Origin of the sequence: Sphingobium sp. (genome assembly GCA_023266575.1) — a bacterium.
Lineage (GTDB): Bacteria > Pseudomonadota > Alphaproteobacteria > Sphingomonadales > Sphingomonadaceae > Sphingobium.
On record JAHFPV010000001.1, the window covers coordinates 259596 to 277988 of the forward strand.

Sequence of the window (18393 nt, forward strand, 5' to 3'; positions counted from 1 at the left end):
ACAGGGCTTAGGGCCAAAGTCTGGAAATGGAGTTAAGCGTGCCACAAGCTGAACCGACTGCCGCGATCCTGCCGATCGATCACCTGCTGTTGCGGGGCGATCCAGCGCGCGCGGCGCTGGACGGGCGGTCGGGCAGCTATAATTTCGCCGAGCTGGAGGAGACGCTGGGGCGGCTGGCTGGCTGGCTGGCGGGGTTCGGGCTGGCACCGGGCGCGCGGGTCGCAAGCTGGATCGCCAAGGGGCCGGTGGCCGCGCTGATGCCGCTGGCCGCGCCGCGCGCGGGCCTGGTCCATGTGCCGGTGAACCCGCTGCTCAAGCACGCGCAGGTGGCGCATATATTGGCGGACAGCGGCGCGGCGCTGCTGATCGGCACGACCGCGCGACTCGCTACGCTCACACCCGGCGATGTGCCTGACGGATGCCAGTTGCACCGAGAGGATGACGCCGCCTGCGCCATGAGCGGCGGCACAGCGCTGGGGCCGTCGGACGCAGCAGCAGACGATCTTGCCGCCATCCTCTACACCAGCGGATCGACCGGCCGACCCAAGGGGGTGATGCTCAGCCACGCCAATCTCTGGCTGGGCGCGGTCGCGGTGGCCGACTATCTCAGCCTCACGCCGCAAGACCGCACCGCCTGCGTCCTGCCGTTCAGCTTCGACTATGGCCAGAATCAGCTGTTTTCAACTTGGGTTTCGGGCGGCTGCGTCTATCCGCTCGACTATCTGACCGCGCGGGACGTCATGAAGCTGGTCGACCGGCGCGACATCACGACGCTGGCAGGGGTCCCTCCGCTCTGGGTGCAACTGACCGAACTGGAGTGGCCGCCGGAGGTCGCGGCCAAGCTCAAACGCCTGACCAACAGTGGCGGCGCGCTCACCCGGCCACTGGTGGCAAAGCTGCGCGCGATCTTCCCGCAGGCCGACCTCTATCCCATGTATGGCCTGACCGAAGCCTTCCGCTCCACCTATTTGCCGCCCGCGCTGGTCGACAGCCACCCCGACTCGATGGGATCGGCCATCCCCTTTGCCGAGATAGTGGTGGTCCGTCCCGATGGCAGCATCACCGACGATGATGAGCCGGGCGAACTGGTCCATTGCGGCCCGCTGGTGGCGCAGGGCTATTGGCGCGATGCCGCCCGCACCGCCGAACGCTTCAAGCCCGCGCCGCCCGCATCCCACTATGGCGGCATGGCGGTCTGGTCGGGTGACACGGTGCGGCGCGACGCTCAAGGCCTGCTTTATTTCGTTGGGCGAGACGATGCGATGATCAAGTCGGCGGGCAACCGCATCAGCCCGACCGAGATAGAGGAAGCAGCCGTCGCCGTGCCGGGTGTGTCCGAAGCCGTGGCGCTGGGGGTGAAGGACGATCGGCTGGGGCAGGCGGTGAAACTCCTGTTGCGATCCGCCGACCCGGACGTTGCCCCAGCAGTCGCCGCGCATCTCAAAGCCGAACTGCCCAATTTCATGCAGCCGCGCGAAACCCTTGTGCTGGCCGCTTTTCCCCGCAATCCCAACGGCAAGATTGATCGAGTCGCACTGGCGCGGGAGTATGGCATTTGAAACCGATGGGACCGATCCCGGCCTGGTTCGCGGGCGAAGAGGGGATGTTGCTGGTCGGCGGCTATGGCGCGGCCAGTCTGGTGGATGAAGCAGGCGACACGCCGCTCTTTGCCTATGACATGGATATCGTCGCGGCGCAGATCCGCCGCTTCCGAGAAGCGATGCCCGCTGCGCTCCACCTGCATTATGCGATCAAGGCGAACCCCTATGCGCCGCTGCTGAGCGCGATGGCGGGGCAGGTCGATGGCTTCGACATTGCGTCGGGCGGCGAACTGGAGATGGCGCTGGCAGCGGGGATGGACCCGGCGCGGATCAGCTTTGCCGGGCCGGGCAAGCGCAATAACGAATTGGAAGCGGCGATCTTTGCCGGGGTGACGCTCAACCTGGAATCCGAAGGGGAGGGGCGGCGCGCGCTCGCCATCGGCCAGCGGATCGGCAAGACCCCGCGCGTCGCGGTGCGAGTGAACCCGGACTTTGATCTTAAAGGCTCCGGTATGCGGATGGGCGGCGGGGCCAAGCCCTTTGGCGTCGATGCCGAACGGGCCGCCGCTCTCGCCCGCGCGATGATAGACGGCGGCGCGGACTGGCGCGGCTGGCATATCTTTGCGGGCAGCCAAAACTTGGACGCAATGGCGATCATCGAAACGCAGGCCGCGACGATCGCGCTGGCCGCCCGCCTGTCCGAAGCGGTTGGCGTTACCCCGCCGCTGGTCAATCTGGGCGGCGGCTTTGGCCTCGCCTATTTCCCCGGCGACGTGCCGCTCGACATTCGCCCGATCGGCGTTGCGCTCGACACCGCGCTCGAATCGCTGCCGCCCATCTTGCAGGGCAGCGCCTTTGCGATCGAACTGGGGCGCTGGCTGGTCGGGGAGGCGGGAGTGTATCTGACCCGCGTCATTGATGTGAAGGTCAGCCAGGGCGAAACCTTCGTCGTCGTCGATGGCGGGCTGCATCATCAACTGGCGGCCAGCGGCAATTTCGGCACGGTGGTGCGCCGCAACTATCCGATCGCACTCGCCAACCATTTTGGCGCAGCACCCGCGGGCGATCCGGTCACGGTGGTGGGCTGCCTCTGCACGCCCATCGACCGGCTGGGCGACAAGGTGGCGTTGCCGCCGGTGCAGGAAGGCGACCTGATCGCCATTTTCCTTGCCGGAGCCTATGGCGCATCGGCCAGCCCCGCTGCATTTCTTGGTCATCCAAGTCCTCGTGAAGTTTTACTTGGATGAGTTGTTGGTGACTTAACTCCTAACGGTATCTTTACCCTTTCCCGGCAAGAAGAGGTCGGAAGCCCTGTGCTGACCGGCCCGCCTTGCCCTCTTTGGCGGCTGGTCGCGCATGGCCGCACAAAGAGGTGAGATTATGCGTTTCGTGTCGGTTTCCAGGCTCCTGATCGGTGCATCGCTGCCCGCGCTCGTCCTGTCGGGCTGCGCATCGGGTGGTGCCAGCGGACCGCAATTGCCGCCAGCCTCCTTCGTTTCGACGCGTGAAGGGCCGGGCGAGGAATATATCATCGGCCCATTGGACGACCTCACCATCTTCGTGTGGCGCAATCCCGAACTGGGCGCAAAGGTGCAGGTGCGCCCTGATGGCCGCATCACCACGCCGCTGATCACCGACATGCCAGCCGTGGGCAAGACGCCCAAGATGCTGGCGGACGACATCAAGCTGGCGCTGACCCAATATATTGAAAATCCGCTGGTTTCGGTGATCGTCAACAATTTCAGCGGCACTTTCAGCCAGCAGGTGCGGATCGTCGGCGCGACCGAAAAGCCCGCCTCCATCCCCTATCGCGCCAATATGACTTTGCTCGACGCGATGATCTCGGTCGGTGGCCTGTCCGAATTTGCAGCGGGCAACCGCGCGCGGCTGGTCCGGTTCAACAAGAATACCGGCAAGCAGCAGGAATATCAGGTCCGCCTCAACGACCTGCTCAAAAAGGGCGACACGAAGGCGAACGTCATGCTCGCCCCCGGCGACGTCATCATCATCCCCGAAAGCATGTTCTGATCATGGCCGGTCTCTACGACGAATTGCTGCTGCTGCTCCACGGTGTCTGGAGCCGACGCTGGGTCGCGCTGGGCGTGGCCTGGGGCGTGTGCATGTCGGGCTGGCTGGGCGTGGCGCTCATCCCCAACAGCTATCAGTCCAAGGCGCGGGTCTATGTGAACACCCAGTCGCTGCTGGAGGACAAGGTGGGCATCACCCAGGTCCAGTCGCAGCAGGATCTAGACCGGGTGCGCAGCACGCTGGCCAGCACTGAAAATCTGGAAAAGGTCGTGCGCAACACCGACCTGTCCCAGAGCGTGTCCGGCCCGCGCGACATTGCGGCCAAGATCACCAAGCTGCGCGAGAATATCACTGTCATGGCGCAGGCTGACCCCAGCATGATCGACATCACTGCGGCGTCCGCCGACAGCAGCCTGTCGGACGGCGCGAACGCCCGGATTTCACAGCAGATCGTGCAGAAGCTGATCGATATTTTCCAGGAGGAAAATCTCTCCGGCGACCGCAACGAAACCAAGCAGAGCCTCGCCTTCCTCGACCAGCAGATCGCGGCGCGGGGCAAGCAGCTGGAGGCCGCCGACCAGCGCCGCGTTGAATTTGCGCAGCGCTATGTCGGGCTGTTGCCCGGTGCCGGTTCGATCAGTCAGCGGATGGATGCCGCGCGGCAGGAAATCAACACGATCGATTCGCAACTGGTTCAGGCGCAAAGCGCCTTGAGCGCGATGAACGGTCAGCTGGCGGGTACACCGCAAAGCCTGCCGGGCGTTGGCCCGTCGGGTGGGCCTTCCGCGCTGTCGCAGGCTCAGTCCAACCTCGCCGGGATGCGCGCCCGCGGCTGGACCGCCAATCACCCTGACGTGATCGCGGCCCAGCGTGAGGTCGAAGCCCTGCGCAAGGCAGGCGGCGGCGCAAACGCTGGTGGCGGCAGCACGCCCAACCCCGCCTATCTGTCGATCCGTTCCATGCAGGCCGAACGCGCCGCCACGGTGCAGGCGCTCGGCACGCGCAAGGCGCAGTTGCAGGCCGATCTCAACACAATGATGGCCAAGCAGGTCAATGAACCCGGCGTCGCGTCGGAGCAGGAAAAGCTCGACCGCGATTATGAGGTTTTGAAGACCCAATATGACAAGCTGCTCGCCGACCGCGAGGAAATCCGCCTGCGTGGCGAAGTCAAGACCGAGACCGGCTCCGTCCAGTTCCGCGTCATCAACCCGCCCAGCGTGCCGACTGCGCCTGCCGCGCCCAACCGGCCGCTGCTGTTGCTGGGCGTGCTGATCCTGGGGATCGGCGCAGGTGTCGGCGTCGCCTTTGCGATGGGTCAGCTCAAGGGGACATTCCCCACTGCCGCGCGGCTGGAACGGGCGATCGGCCTGCCGGTCGCAGGTTCCATCAGCCAGACGATCAGTGCGGCGCAGGTCGCCATCGATAAGCAGCGGATGAAATGGTTTGCCGGTGCCAGCGGGGGCTTGGCCGCTGTCTGCCTGCTGCTGATCGTCGTCGAATTCGTCCAGCGCGGTATGGCGTGAAGGAGCCAGGAACCATGAACCAGCATAGCTCCATCAAGGGCGGATCGCTGATCGAGCGGGCGACGGAAATCTATGATTTCTCCGCCGCCCTGCGCGGTCGTGCGGCGCCTGCCGTCGATATTCCTGCCGACCTGCCACCCGCACCTGTGGCGGCTGACCCTGTGTCGGCTTCACCGTCGGCCTTTCGCGCCTTGCCCTGGACCGGTCTGGTCCAGCCGATCGACCGTATCAAGCTGGAGGAGGCCGGCTTCCTGCGCCCCGACGGCGCAGTCACCGCGATGAGCGAGGAGTTCCGGTTGCTCAAGCGCGACCTGCTCGCCCAGTTGCAGGGGCAGGAACGCGGCAATCGCATCCTCATCTGCTCGGCGCATAGCGGCGAGGGCAAGACATTTTGCGCGGTCAATCTGGCGCTCAGCCTGGCGGCGGAAAAGGATCGCGAAATCCTGCTGGTGGACGCGGATTTCGGCAAGCCCGGTATCCCCGAAACTTTGGGGCTGGCGGGTGGTCCCGGCCTGATGGACGCACTCGCCGATCCGACGATCGCGATCGAGGATTGTGTGATCCGCACTGACATCCCGTCGCTGTCGGTGCTGCCCGCCGGGCACCGCAGCAATGCGGACACCGAATATCTGTCGTCCGCTCGCACCGAACAGTTGCTGGCGCGGCTGACCGAGGGACGGCCCGAACGCATCATCATCTTTGATTCGCCGCCATTGCTTGCGGCTTCGCCCGCCGCCGTGCTGGCCAGCCATGTCGCGATCGCGCTGCTGGTCGTGCGCGCCGACAGCACATCGGAAAGCGCCCTGCGCGACGCTGCCGGGATGCTCAAGGGCGGCGCGCAGGTCCAGCTTCTGCTCAATGCCGTCCGCTTCAACGGCGGCGGCCGCCGTTTCGGCAGCTATTATGCCAAGGGGAATAGTTCGTCATGACCGTCCGTCAGTGGATCAGCGGCGCATCGCTCGCCGCGCTGGCCGCAGCGAGTGCGCCCGCATTCGCCCAGACGACCAGCGCGAATCGGCGCGTCAATGTCACGCCCTATATCGGCGTGGATCAGGTGGTCATGGGTCCGCTCAAGGGCGATGGCGATGTGCTGACCTATACCAATGTGACTGCCGGAGTAACAGCCGAAGTCCAGACCCGCCGGGTAGAGGCGGTGATCGACCTGCAATATAATCACAGCTTCAGCTGGAGCAAACAGGTGCCCGATCAGGATGTGCTGAGCGGTATCGCCAGCGCGACCGTCAATGTCGCGCGTGGTCTGTCGCTCCACACTGGCGGCATGGCGTCGCGCGTGCGGACTGATGGCCTGTCGGGCGCATCAACGCTCAATGACAGCTACACCAGCCAGGTCTATGCCGGCTATATCGGCCCGGCCTACACGACGCAGATTGGCGACATCACGGTCAACGGCTCCTATCGGCTTGGCTATGCGCGGGTGGAGGATGAACTTGATTCCAACCTCTCCAACGCGCCCGTCAGCGGCTCCTTTGCGGACAGCTGGACGCATAACCTGAACGGATCGGTCGGCTTTGCCCCCGGCACATTGCTGCCGGTCGGCCTTACGGCCAGTGCGGGCTATGACCGCGAGGATGCAAGCCAGCTCGACCAGCGGTTCGAGGACAAATGGGGTAGGGTCGACGCCACGCTGCCGGTATCGCGCACCGTCGCGCTGATCGGTGGCATCGGCTATGAGCAGATCGAGATCAGTCAGCGTTCGCCTCTGCTGGACTCGGCGGGCGTGCCGGTCATTCGCAACGGTCGCTATGTCACCGACAAAAGCTCGCCCCGCGCGCTGATCTATGAATTTGACGACATTATCTGGGACGCGGGCGTATTGTGGCGGCCCAGCCGCCGCACCTCGCTCCAGGCGCAGGTCGGCCAGCGCTATGGCGGCATGACCTATCAGGGCAGCTTCACATGGCAGGGCGCAAACAGCAGCTTTGCCGTCATAGTGTTCGACGGTATCGACAGCTTCGGTCGCCTGATCACGGCCAACGCCGCCGCGCTTTCGGGCAGCAGCTTTGATGTGGCGCGCAACCCCTTCACCGGGGACATTACCGGCTGCGCCTTCTCCACCACCGGCGGGGGACAGTGCTTCAACGATGCGCTGGCGGGCATTACCGACGCCAATTTCCGCTATCGCGGCGTTTCGACTCAATATTCGCTGCGGCGCGGCCAGTGGGGCTGGGGCGTGGGGGCAGGCTATTCGCAGCGCAAGTTCATCACGCCGCAGGGTCAGAGCGTCCTTGTGCGCGGGTCGAAGGACCAGAACTGGTACGGCAATGCGTCGATGACCTATATGTTCAACGATCGCAACAGCATCGATACCGTTGCCTATGTCAATTATTTCGACGCCAGCGGCGGACGTCCCGACGTCCTCAATTATGGCGCGTTCACCAGCTATTACAAAGGTCTGACCCGTCGCCTGTCGGCATCGGCATCGGTCGGTGTGGACGGCGTGCAGGCTGACGACATCGACACGGTGATCAACGCGATGGGCCAGGTCGGCCTGCGCTACAGCTTCTAACGGGTCGGTTGGAGAATTTAGATGTACGATCAATATTATGGATTGCAGGGCCGCCCGTTCCAGCTGACGCCGGACCCGCATTATTATTTTGAAAGCGCGACCCATCGCAAGGCCTTGTCCTATCTGGGCTATGGTCTGGCGCAGGGGGAGGGCTTCATCGTCATCACCGGCGACATCGGCGCGGGCAAGACGACCTTGGTCGGCCATTTGATGCAGACGATCGACCCCGCGCGGCTGACGGCGGTGAAGATCGTATCGACCCAGGTAGAGGGCGACGACATGCTGCGCCTGGCCGCGCAGAGCTTCGGCCTGGCAACCGATGGCCTGCCCAAGGCCGCGACGCTGCAAAAAATCGAAGCCTTCCTTCACGCCCAAGCGCGCGCCGGACGGCGCACGCTGCTGATCGTGGACGAGGCGCAGAACCTGCCCGTGTCCGCGATCGAGGAATTGCGGATGCTGTCCAACTTCCAGTTGGGCGGGCAATCGCTGCTCCAGATTTTCCTGCTGGGTCAGCCGGAATTTCGCGACCTGCTGAAATCCCCGCAGCTGGAGCAATTGCGCCAGCGCGTCATCGCCACCCACCATCTCGAACCGATGATGGGCAAGGAAGTCGAGCCTTATATCATCCATCGCCTGACCGTGGCGGGCTGGGTCGGCAACCCGACCTTCACGCCTGCCGCCTTCGCGGCGCTCTACGCCGCGACCGGTGGCGTGCCCCGCCGCCTGAACGCACTGGTCAGCCGCGTGCTGCTGATGGGCGCGATCGACCAGTTGCGCGAGATAGACGCGGATGTGGTGCAGGCTGTTGTCGCCGACATGGGGCTTGATGTCGATGTCGCCCCTGAACCTGTTGCGCCGTCGCTGCTCGACACGGTCGAAGAGACAGACGAAGCAGCTATGGCGGAAGCCGAGGTAGAGGCCGTCGCCGAGCAGGAAGAGGCAGACGAGGCTGCACCTGCACCTTTCGCTGCCCCCTTTGCCGCACCGGTGATCGAGGATCTGCCGACGGCTGAGCTATCGCCGGACATCGAAATGGACGAACCCTTTTATACGGCGTTCGACGCTGTGGAGGAACCGGCTGAGATATGGGCCGCCGAGGAAGAGCCAGCGGTGGAAGAGCCTGTGGCCGTCGAACAACCTCAGCCGGAACCGGCCATGCCGCAACCCGTCGCCACGATCGACGCGGCACAGGTCGAAGCGCTGCGCAACGACATGCTGGCGGAGATTGAAGGGCTGCGGGCGGAAATCTCCTCGCTGCGCGCGGTGCAGGCCCATGTGCCTTTCGCCCCTGCGCCGACGGTCGATCCAGAAGCGCTCAAGGATTGTTTCACCCTGATCGAGGAACGGCTGCAATCGCTGGAGTTCCGTGCCGAGGAACAGGACACGGCGCTGCGCCGGGTGCTGACGCTGCTGGTCGACTGGGTCGAGCGGGAAGAACAGATGGCCGCGCCGCGCGACAGCGCAGCCGCCTGACACAGGACTTGCCCCCGGCGGGCGGCCCGACCAAGGTGCGCAACATGATACAGAACGCCCTGTCCGTCGATGTCGAGGACTGGTTTCAGGTCGGCGCATTTGAGCGCACGATCCGGCGCGCCGACTGGGACGGCCTGACCCACCGTGTCGAGGGCAATACCGACGCGGTGCTGGACCTGTTCGCGCAAGCGGGCGTTACCGGCACCTTCTTCACGCTGGGCTGGGTGGCGGAACGCTATCCTGCGCTGATGCGCCGCATCGTCGAGGCGGGCCATGAGGTCGCCAGCCATGGCTATGACCATGCCCGCGTATTCACCTTCACGCCGGAGCAGTTTCGCGCCGACCTGCGCAAATCACGCGCGATCTTGGAGGATGCCAGCGGACAGGCGGTCACCGGCTATCGTGCGCCCAGCTTCTCCATCGACCCACGCACGCCGTGGGCGCATCCGATATTGGCGGAGGAGGGCTATCGCTATTCCTCCAGCGTCGCGCCGATCCGGCACGATCATTATGGCTGGCCCGATTCGCCGCGTTTTGCGTGGAAACCGGTGCCGGGGTCCGATCTGGTCGAACTGCCCGTCACGACCGCAAAGCTGGGCAAGCACACGCTGGCGGCCGGGGGCGGGGGCTTCTTCCGACTGCTGCCTTATCCATTTTCGCGCTGGGCGATCCGGCAGGTCAATGCACAGGCGGGGCGGCCCGCGATCATCTATTTCCACCCGTGGGAAATCGACCCGGACCAGCCGCGCCGCACCGATGCGCCGTTGCGCTCGCGGGTGCGCCACTACACCAACCTGTCGGTCATGGCGGCCAAGCTGCGCCGCTTGACCCGCGATTTTGCCTGGACGCGGGTGGATGCGCTGGCCGACGCGCAGGCGGCGCTCGCGCCATGATGCTGGGTAATGGCGCAGGCATGGCCGTCACCATGATGGACCTGACCGACCCGGCGCAGGCGCGCGCGGTCGATGCCTTCGTGCTGGGTCATGCCGACGGATCGCCCTTCCATCGCCCCACCTGGCTGCATGCGATCGAGCAGGCGACCGGCAATCGCGCGCTGCTGCTGGCGGCAGTCGGGCCGTCGGGGCGGATCAGTGGCATCCTTCCCCTGCACCATGTCCGCAGCCGCCTGTTCGGTGCAGCTCTGGTGTCCACTGCTTTCGCTGTCGATGGCGGGATATTGGCGGACGACCCGCGCGCTGTCGGCGTGCTGGCGGTGGCGGCCCAGACTTTGGCGGCTGAACGCGGTGGCCTGTCGCTGGAATTGCGGGGTGGTCCGACGCCGTGCGACAATTGGCAGAGGCTGGACGGCGCGCATGTCGGTTTCGTCCGTCCGCTGGCCGCCGATGATGAGGCGGAATTGCTGGCCGTCCCGCGCAAGCATCGCGCCGAACTGCGCAAGGCGCTCGCCAATCCGGCGCTGAGCGTGGAGATTGGCCGCGGTGCCCGCCATTTGCGCGACCATTTCCATATTTACGCCACGAGCGTCCGCAACCTTGGCACGCCGGTATTTCCCCGGAGCCTGTTCCATGCCGTGTTGGACCATTTTGGCGAAGATGCCGATATTCTCATCATCCGGGAGGGTGAGCGACCGGTCTCCGCCGTGCTGACGCTTTACCATAATGGGCGGGTCATGCCCTATTGGGGTGGCGGCCTGGCGGATGCGCGGCGGCTGCGGTCCAATGAACTGATGTATTATCGCCTGATGGCGCATGGCCGTGCGCGCGGCATGACCCTGTTCGACTTTGGCCGGTCGAAGGTCGGCAGCGGACAGGCGGCATGGAAAAAAAGCTTCGGCTTCGATCCCCGACCTCTTGTCTATCATGGCTGGTCAGCGGACGGCGCGCGGCGCGATGTCGATCCCGGCAGCGCCCGTTATCAGAGCCGGATTGCGCTGTGGAAAAAATTGCCGCTACCGATCGCCAATCTCATCGGTCCGTTCATTTCGCGCGGCCTTGGTTGAAACGGATACGAAATGTTCAGCCCCTGCGTGTAGATCGGGCGGCAGGGTGGTAACAGGAATGACGTCCATGAATATGATTAGCGGACTGGCCGTCATCGTCGAGGAGGCGCGTTTGACCGACGCCGCCTGCGTCGCTGAACTGGACGCCTGGGTCTGCGCACATCCCGATTCGACGCCCTTCCACCGCCCCGCCTGGATCATGGGCGTCGAGGCGGGGACGGGCCAAAAGGCCAAGATGCTGGTCGCACGGATGGCGGGCGGCGAGATTATCGGCCTGCTGCCGCTTACCTATATCCGCTCCGCTTTGTTCGGCCGGGCGCTGGTGGGCAGCGGCTTTGCCGTCGATGGTGGCCTGCTGACCACGCATCGCAAGGCTGGTCCTGCGCTCGCCGATGCCGCCTGGACGCTGGCTGAAAAGCTGGGCTGCTCGACGCTGGAACTGCGTGGCGGGGAAGCACCCGATGGCACGGTGTGGCAACAGAAAGCCGACGCCTATCTGGGCTTCTCCCGACCGCTGGCCGCTGATGACGAGGCGGAACTCAAGGCCGTGCCCAAGCGCCACCGCGCGGAAATCCGCAAAGGGCTGGGCAATGACCTGACCTTTGAATGTGGTCGCGACAAACGCCTGCGCGACATTCATTATCGTCTCTATGCCCATAGCGTCCATAATCTCGGCACGCCGGTATTCCCCCGCGCGCTGTTCGACGCCATGCTCGACCGGCTGGGTGAGGATGCCGATATTGCTGTGGTGTCGAAGGATCGCAAGCCGCTGTCGGCGGTCATCAGCTTCTATCATCGTGGCGCCTGTATGCCTTACTGGCACGGCGCAGCAGAGGGCGCGCGGGCGACGCGCTCGAATGAAGTCCTCTATTTCCTGCTGATGCGCCAGTCGCGTGAGCGCGGTCTGACGATCTTCGACTTTGGCCGGTCGAAGGTCGGCACCGGCCCCGCGGCCTGGAAAAAGACCTGGGGCTTTGAAGGCGAACCGCTCGGCTATTATCTGCGCACCGCGCCAGGCAAGGAAACGCGCGACGTCAATCCGCTCTCGCCGCAATATCGGCGCAAGATAGAATTGTGGAAGAAGCTGCCCGAATCGATCGCGACCTGGATTGGCCCGCATATTGCGCGGGGGCTGGGATGACCGGCGACATATTGTTTCTGTGTCATCGCATCCCGTTCCCGCCCGATCGCGGCGACAAGATCCGCTCCTACCATTTGCTCAAGCGCCTCGCGCAAATCGCGCCGGTCCATGTCGGCTGCTTTGGCGATGATGATCGCGACATGGGTTATGCGGGTGAACTGGCTCAGGTTGCCGCCAGCCAGTGTCTGTTGCGGCGCGACCGGTCGAAGGTCGTTGCCGGGCTGACCGGCCTCGCCAAACGCCAGTCGCTACTGGTGTCGCTGTTCGATCACCCCGGCCTGCATCAATGGGTGGCGCAGACATTGGCGCAGCGCCCCGTGCGGGCGGTCGTCGCCTATTCGGCGCAGATGGCGCATTTCGTGCCGCAACTCTCGCCTAACGTCCGTTTCCTGATGGATTTCGTCGATTTCGATTCGGCCAAGTATGCCGCTTATGGCGCGGAAGGCTCCGGCCCCATGGCCTGGATCAACCGGCGCGAGGGACGGGTGCTGCTCGATTTCGAGCGCGCCATCGCTAAGCGCGCCGATGCCTGCTCCTTCGTCAGCGAAGCCGAAGCGGCACTGTTCCGCGCTGCCTCCGGGCTGGGGCCGGACCGTATCGTTGCGCTGGAAAATGGCGTGGCGCTCGATTATTTCGATCCCGCCGCCGCCTTTCCCGCCATTGACCATGGCACCGGCCCGCTGCTCGTTTTTACAGGGCAGATGGACTATCGCCCCAATGTCGAGGCGGTCGAAAGTTTCGCGCGCCAGACCTTGCCGGCGATCCAGACCGTCCACCCGCAGGCCCGCTTCGCGATCGTCGGCCGCAATCCGGCCAAAGCCGTTGAAGCCTTGGCCGACCTGCCCGGCGTGATCGTCACTGGCGGGGTGCCTGATGTGCGCGGCTGGCTGGCGGCGGCTGACGTCGTCGTCGCGCCGTTACGAATCGCGCGCGGCATCCAGAACAAGGTGCTGGAAGCCATGGCGATGGCCCGGCCCGTCGTCGCCTCTCCGCAGGCCGCCGAAGGGATAGACGCTACAGACGGCGCCGAATTTCTCGTCGCCGCCAACCCGGCGGAAGAGGCCGCCAAAGTCATCGCCCTGCTCGCCGATCCCGCGCGCGCTGCCCGGTTGGGCGTGGCCGCGCGCGAACGGATGGAGGCGCGCTATCGCTGGTCGGCGACGCTGGCGGGATTGCCCGACCTGTTGTTAGGCCGCGACGCCGGATCGCAGGCGGCATGACAGACCGCGCGCTGCCGCTTGGCCGGATGCCGCTGGTGGATCTGACCGGCTGGCGCAGCCATCTGACCGCGCTGGGCGTGGTCGCCTTTGCCATTTTGGCGCTGTTCCATGCCGATGTCTGGTCGATGGTATCGATCTGGTGGAACGCCTCCACCTTCGGCCATTGCCTCTTCATTCCACCGCTGATCGCCTGGCTGGTGCAACAACGCTGGCCCGGCCTGCGCCAATTGGAGCCGGTTGCCTGGACGCCGGGGCTGATCTGGCTGGCGCTGGGTGCGCTGGCCTGGCTGGTCGGCGCAGCGGCGGGCGTGGCGATGGTGCGCCATGGCGCGCTGATCATGATGCTGCAGGGCGCGACCATCGCGCTACTGGGACCAGCGGTGGCCCGCGCCCTCATCTTTCCGCTCTTCTACGCCTTCTTCATGGTGCCTTTCGGTGAGGAAATCGTCCCGCCGCTCCAACTGGTGACGGCGCGGCTGGCCATGCTCTTCCTCGACCTGTCGGGGGTGCCTGCCCATATGGAGGGCATCTTCATCACCACGCCGACCGGCTATTTCGAGGTGGCCGAAGCCTGTTCGGGCGCGAAATTCCTGATCGCCATGACTGCCTATGGCGTGCTGGAGTGCAATGTCTGCTTCCGCACCTGGCCGCGCCGCATCCTGTTCATGACCGGCGCGCTCGGCCTGTCGGTGCTGGCCAATGGCGTGCGCGCCTTCGCCACCATCCTCGTCGCGCACCTGACCAGCGTGGACGCCGCCGTCGGGTTCGATCATGTCGTCTATGGCTGGGTCTTTTTCGCGATCATCATGATCGTCGTGATGGCGACCGCCTGGCCCTTTTTCGATCGCAAGCCCGGCGATCCCTGGTTCGATCCGGCACAGTTGCAGGGTGCGGTCCGGCATCGGACATCGACCGGCACCGTGGCGGGAATCGCCCTCGCGCTGATCGTCGCCGCGCCGCTTTGGCTGACCGCGACAGCCGCCAGCGCAGACCCACTGCCTGAGCGAATCGACCTGCCGGTGGTGAAGGGCTGGACCCGCACGGAAACCGTACAAAGCTACCCTTGGACGCCCCGTTTCGATGGCGCGGATCATCGCGTCACGGGCCATTATCGCAACGCCATAGGGCAACTCGTCGATCTCACCATCGTCGCCTATGACCAGCAGGATGAAGGCCGCGAACTGGTCGGCTTTGGTCAGGGCGCGGCGGACCCCGATAGCCAATGGGTCTGGTCCTCACCCGCCCGCGCGCCAGCCAATGCGCGCGGCGAGCAGATTACCGCGCCCGGACCCGTAGTCCGCCATGTCGTCAGCTTCTATCTCATGGGGCAGGGCGCGCCGACCGGCAGCCGCCCCACGGTCAAGATCGAAACGATGAAGGCCCGCCTGCTGGGACAGGACCAGCGCGCCGTGGCCATCCTGATTTCAGCGCAAGAGGGCGAAGGCCAGCCCGCCGACGCCGCGATCCGCGCCTTCCTGCGCGATATGGGCGACGTGAAACTTCTGGCTGACCGCGCGATGGGCTTGCGCTAGGGCGGTTGGCATGTGCGGCATAGCAGGCATCTTCCATCTCGAAACGGCCAAGCCCGTCGATCCCGCGCGGGTGCGCGCCATGCTGGACGCGATGCCGCATCGCGGGCCGGACGGCAGCGGCATCTGGACCGCGCCGGGCGTTGGGCTTGGCCATCTGCGCCTGTCGATCATCGATCTGGAAGCCGGCGCGCAGCCGATGCTGACTGAGGATGAATCGCTGGCGGTCATCTTCAACGGCGAAATCTACAATTTCGGAGAGGTGCGCGCGGAACTGGAGGCCAAGGGCCACATTTTCCGCACCCATAGCGACACCGAAGTTATCCTCCATGGCTATCGCCAATGGGGCGAGGAGTGCGTCCACCGCTTCAATGGCATGTTCGCCTTCGCCCTGTTCGACGCGCGGGCGCAGTCGCTCTGGCTGGTGCGCGACCGGCTGGGGGTCAAGCCGCTCCATTATGCGCTGCTGTCCGACGGCAGCCTGATCTTCGGATCGGAACTCAAGTCGCTGCTCGCCCATCCGCTGCTGCGCCGCGCGCCGGACCTGTCAGCGGTCGAGGATTATATGGCCTATGGCTATGTTCCCGACGACGCCTGCATGGTTGCGGGCGTGCGGAAGCTGGGCGCGGGCGAAACGCTGCGGCTGGTGCGTGGCCGCCCCTTGCCGCAGCCGCACCGCTATTGGGATGTCAGCTTCGCCGATCGCACCAAGGCCAAACCGCAGGAACTGGAAGAAGAACTGGTCGCCTTGATGCGGCAGGCCGTTCGGTCCCGCATGGTCGCTGATGTGCCGCTTGGCGCATTCCTGTCGGGCGGGGTGGACAGCAGCAGCGTCGTCGCTCTGATGGCCGAAGCCTCTACTCAGGCGGTCAAGACCTGCACCATCGGTTTCGACGTAGCCTCGCTTGATGAAACCGCCTTTGCCGACCGCATCGCCCGCCGCTTCGCGACCGATCACCGCACCCGCATCGTATCGCCCGATGATTATGGCTTGATCGACCGGCTCGCCTTCCATTTCGACGAACCCTTTGCCGACGCCTCCGCCCTGCCGACCTTCCGCGTGTGCGAACTGGCGCGCGAACAGGTGACAGTGGCGCTGTCGGGCGACGGCGCGGACGAAGCCTTTGCAGGCTATCGCCGTCACCGCTTCCAGATGCAGGGCGAGCGCCTCCGCGGGCTGATCCCGGCCTCTGTCCGTCAGCCCTTGTTCGGCACGCTGGGCAAATATTATCCCAAGGCCGATTGGGCGCCGCGCGCGCTGCGGGCCAAATCGACCCTCCTTGAACTGGCGGGGGAGGGCGGGGCCGCCTATTCTGCGTCGGTTGGAGTGACGCCGCACGCGCTGCGCCATCGCCTCTACAGCCAGGACATGAAAAGCCGTCTGGGCGCCTATCGGGCGGAGGACCGCTATATCAAGGCGATGGCCGACGCCCCCGCGCGCGATCCGCTCGACCGCGCCCAATATGCCGATATCCGCATCTGGCTGCCCGGCGATATCCTCACCAAGACCGACCGGATGAGCATGGCCGTCAGCCTGGAAGCACGCGAACCGTTGCTTGACCACCGCCTCGTCGAATTTGCCGCGCGCCTGCCGGTCAACCAGCGCATCCGGGGTAACAGCGGCAAATATCTGCTGAAAAAGGCGATGGAACCCTATCTGCCGCAGGATATTCTCTATCGCCAGAAAATGGGTTTCGTGACCCCGATCAGCGCCTGGTTTCGCGGCGCGCTGGCGGGCGAGGCTACCGCGATCGCGGGCGGATCGTCGCTGGCGCGCACCGGCTGGTTCGATACCAAAGCGCTGGCCAAAATCGCCGCCGATCACAAATCCGGCATGGCCGATCATGGGCGGCTGCTGTGGCAATTGCTGATGCTGGACAAGTCGCTGGAGCGGCTGTTCGGGATTTAACTCGAATATACGCCCACAGCCGTTCGTTTCGAGCGAAACGAGGCAGGGCCGAGTTCAGCGAAGCTAAACTCTGCGATGCGCCATCGGCTTCTTGACTTCGCTCGAAGCGAACGGATGGGGCGGCGAGTCTCCCCCTTGCAACCAGCCGCGCCCGGTGCCAACGGGGCGCATGGTGATAATCGGGGCGCATCAGTGACAGTCTCCAAGGAAATGGTCCGGCTGCGGCTCTATGCCCTGTGCCTGGCTGGCGACATGGCGGGGCTGTTCGGCGCGTTTCTGGCCGCCAACTGGTTCGTGCTGGGCGCGCTGTGGGGGGAGCCGGGCAAGCCGCATGGCCTCGTCATGTTCGCGATGATCGCGCCGCTTTATGCGCTGCTCGGCGTGCAGGGCGGGGGCTATGGCATCCACAGCCTTGAAAATGTCCGGCGCGGCATTTTCCGCGCGCTGCTGGCGCTGGCGCAGGCGGCATTGCTGATGCTGCTGATCGTCTATCTGGGCAAGATCGCCGAACAATTGTCGCGTCTGACGTTCATTGTCGGGCTCGCGCTTGGCGCGGTTTCGGTCGCGCTGGTGCGGCTTGTCGTCGTGCGACTGGCTAAAAGATTGCTGGGCGAAGTGCCGCATCTGACCGCCGTCATCATGGATGGCGTCGCCATCGAAACCGGCCCGCACATGCTGATCATCGAAGCGGACGCGGCCGATCTGCGCCCCGAACGGCATGATGCGGACATGGCGGCGCGGCTGGCGCAAGCGGTCGGCATGGCGGAGCGAGTCATCGTCGCCTGTCCGCTCGACCGCATGGACGACTGGTCAGCCGCGCTCAAATCGCTGTCGGCGCGGGGCGAAATCGTCGTCCCCGAACTGCTCCGCTTCGCGCCTGCGCGGGTCGATGAATTTGACGGCCAGCCGACCATCATCGTCGCGGGCGGGCCGCTCCAGTTTCGCGACCGCCTGATCAAACGCCTGTTCGACCTGATCGTCGCTGGCGCTGCCACTATCATCCTCTCGCCGGTTCTGATCGTTGCCGCGCTGGCGGTAAAACTCACCAGCCCCGGCCCGGTCATCTTCCGCCAGCCACGCATCGGCAAGGATGGGCGATCCTTCCAGATTTACAAATTTCGCTCGATGCGCGCCGACGCCAGCGACCGCAAGGCCGAGACGCTGACGGCCCGCGACGATGACCGGGTCACACGCGTCGGCGCCTTCCTGCGCAAGTCCAGCATCGATGAACTGCCCCAGCTTTTCAACGTGTTGAAGGGCGATATGAGCATTGTGGGTCCGCGCCCCCACGCCGCCGCAGCCAAGGCGGGCGACACCCTCTATTGGGAGGTCGACGCGCGGTACTGGGCGCGCCACTGTATCAAGCCCGGCATGACGGGTCTGGCGCAAGTGCGCGGTCATCGCGGATCGACCGACCATCATCAGGATCTGATCGACCGGCTCCAGTCTGACCTTGAATATGTCACCGCCTGGTCGGTCTGGCGGGATCTGCGCATCATTGTCGCGACGCTGGGCGTGCTGTTCCATCACAAGGCCTATTGA

At 65.0% G+C, this 18393-nt stretch carries 14 protein-coding genes; all 14 read left to right on the forward strand.

The window, feature by feature from the left end; translation table 11 throughout:
- Window positions 1-26 precede the first annotated feature (26 nt).
- The 14 genes from Q0D44_RS01320 to Q0D44_RS01385 all read left to right on the forward strand — a co-directional run bounded on the left by Q0D44_RS01320 (window position 27) and on the right by Q0D44_RS01385 (window position 18393).
- Window positions 27-1559, forward strand: a complete 1533-nt coding sequence (locus Q0D44_RS01320; protein ID WP_294131256.1) for an acyl-CoA ligase (AMP-forming), exosortase A system-associated — start codon at window positions 27-29, stop codon at window positions 1557-1559.
- On the forward strand, window positions 1556-2788 hold the full coding sequence (locus tag Q0D44_RS01325; protein ID WP_294131257.1) for a pyridoxal-dependent decarboxylase, exosortase A system-associated: 1233 nt from the start codon (window positions 1556-1558) through the stop codon (window positions 2786-2788). The genes Q0D44_RS01320 and Q0D44_RS01325 overlap by 4 nt, the downstream gene beginning before the upstream one ends.
- Before the next feature lie 133 nt (window positions 2789-2921).
- Window positions 2922-3569 (forward strand): XrtA/PEP-CTERM system exopolysaccharide export protein, encoded by a 648-nt coding sequence (locus Q0D44_RS01330; RefSeq protein ID WP_294131259.1) that lies wholly within the window; start codon window positions 2922-2924, stop codon window positions 3567-3569.
- A gap of 2 nt (window positions 3570-3571) precedes the next feature.
- Window positions 3572-5092 (forward strand): XrtA system polysaccharide chain length determinant, encoded by a 1521-nt coding sequence (locus Q0D44_RS01335; protein ID WP_294131262.1) that lies wholly within the window; start codon window positions 3572-3574, stop codon window positions 5090-5092.
- Window positions 5093-5106: 14 nt separating this feature from the next.
- Window positions 5107-6021, forward strand: coding sequence for an AAA family ATPase (locus Q0D44_RS01340; protein WP_294131265.1), 915 nt, complete (start codon window positions 5107-5109; stop codon window positions 6019-6021).
- On the forward strand, window positions 6018-7619 hold the full coding sequence (locus Q0D44_RS01345) for a hypothetical protein (protein ID WP_294131267.1): 1602 nt from the start codon (window positions 6018-6020) through the stop codon (window positions 7617-7619). Before Q0D44_RS01340 ends, Q0D44_RS01345 begins: the two co-directional genes overlap by 4 nt.
- A gap of 21 nt (window positions 7620-7640) precedes the next feature.
- The gene (locus Q0D44_RS01350) at window positions 7641-9092 is read left to right on the forward strand and encodes an XrtA/PEP-CTERM system-associated ATPase (RefSeq protein ID WP_294131269.1); all 1452 of its coding nucleotides are present in this window, start codon (window positions 7641-7643) and stop codon (window positions 9090-9092) included.
- Between the two features lie 44 nt (window positions 9093-9136).
- Window positions 9137-9985 (forward strand): XrtA system polysaccharide deacetylase, encoded by an 849-nt coding sequence (locus tag Q0D44_RS01355; protein ID WP_294131272.1) that lies wholly within the window; start codon window positions 9137-9139, stop codon window positions 9983-9985.
- Complete coding sequence (locus Q0D44_RS01360) at window positions 9982-11052, forward strand: FemAB family XrtA/PEP-CTERM system-associated protein (protein ID WP_294131276.1); 1071 nt, start codon at window positions 9982-9984, stop codon at window positions 11050-11052. The genes Q0D44_RS01355 and Q0D44_RS01360 overlap by 4 nt, the downstream gene beginning before the upstream one ends.
- Before the next feature lie 67 nt (window positions 11053-11119).
- The gene (locus Q0D44_RS01365) at window positions 11120-12193 is read left to right on the forward strand and encodes a FemAB family XrtA/PEP-CTERM system-associated protein (protein ID WP_294131278.1); all 1074 of its coding nucleotides are present in this window, start codon (window positions 11120-11122) and stop codon (window positions 12191-12193) included.
- A complete protein-coding gene (locus Q0D44_RS01370; protein WP_294131280.1) occupies window positions 12190-13413 on the forward strand; it encodes a TIGR03087 family PEP-CTERM/XrtA system glycosyltransferase in 1224 nt (407 codons plus the stop codon). Before Q0D44_RS01365 ends, Q0D44_RS01370 begins: the two co-directional genes overlap by 4 nt.
- On the forward strand, window positions 13410-14945 hold the full coding sequence (xrtA, locus tag Q0D44_RS01375; RefSeq protein WP_294131282.1) for an exosortase A: 1536 nt from the start codon (window positions 13410-13412) through the stop codon (window positions 14943-14945). The genes Q0D44_RS01370 and xrtA overlap by 4 nt, the downstream gene beginning before the upstream one ends.
- Window positions 14946-14955: 10 nt before the next feature.
- Window positions 14956-16851 carry an XrtA/PEP-CTERM system amidotransferase gene (locus Q0D44_RS01380; protein ID WP_294131284.1) on the forward strand — a complete coding sequence of 632 codons (1896 nt, stop codon included), beginning with the start codon at window positions 14956-14958 and terminating at the stop codon, window positions 16849-16851.
- Between the two features lie 210 nt (window positions 16852-17061).
- Complete coding sequence (locus Q0D44_RS01385; protein WP_294131811.1) at window positions 17062-18393, forward strand: sugar transferase; 1332 nt, start codon at window positions 17062-17064, stop codon at window positions 18391-18393.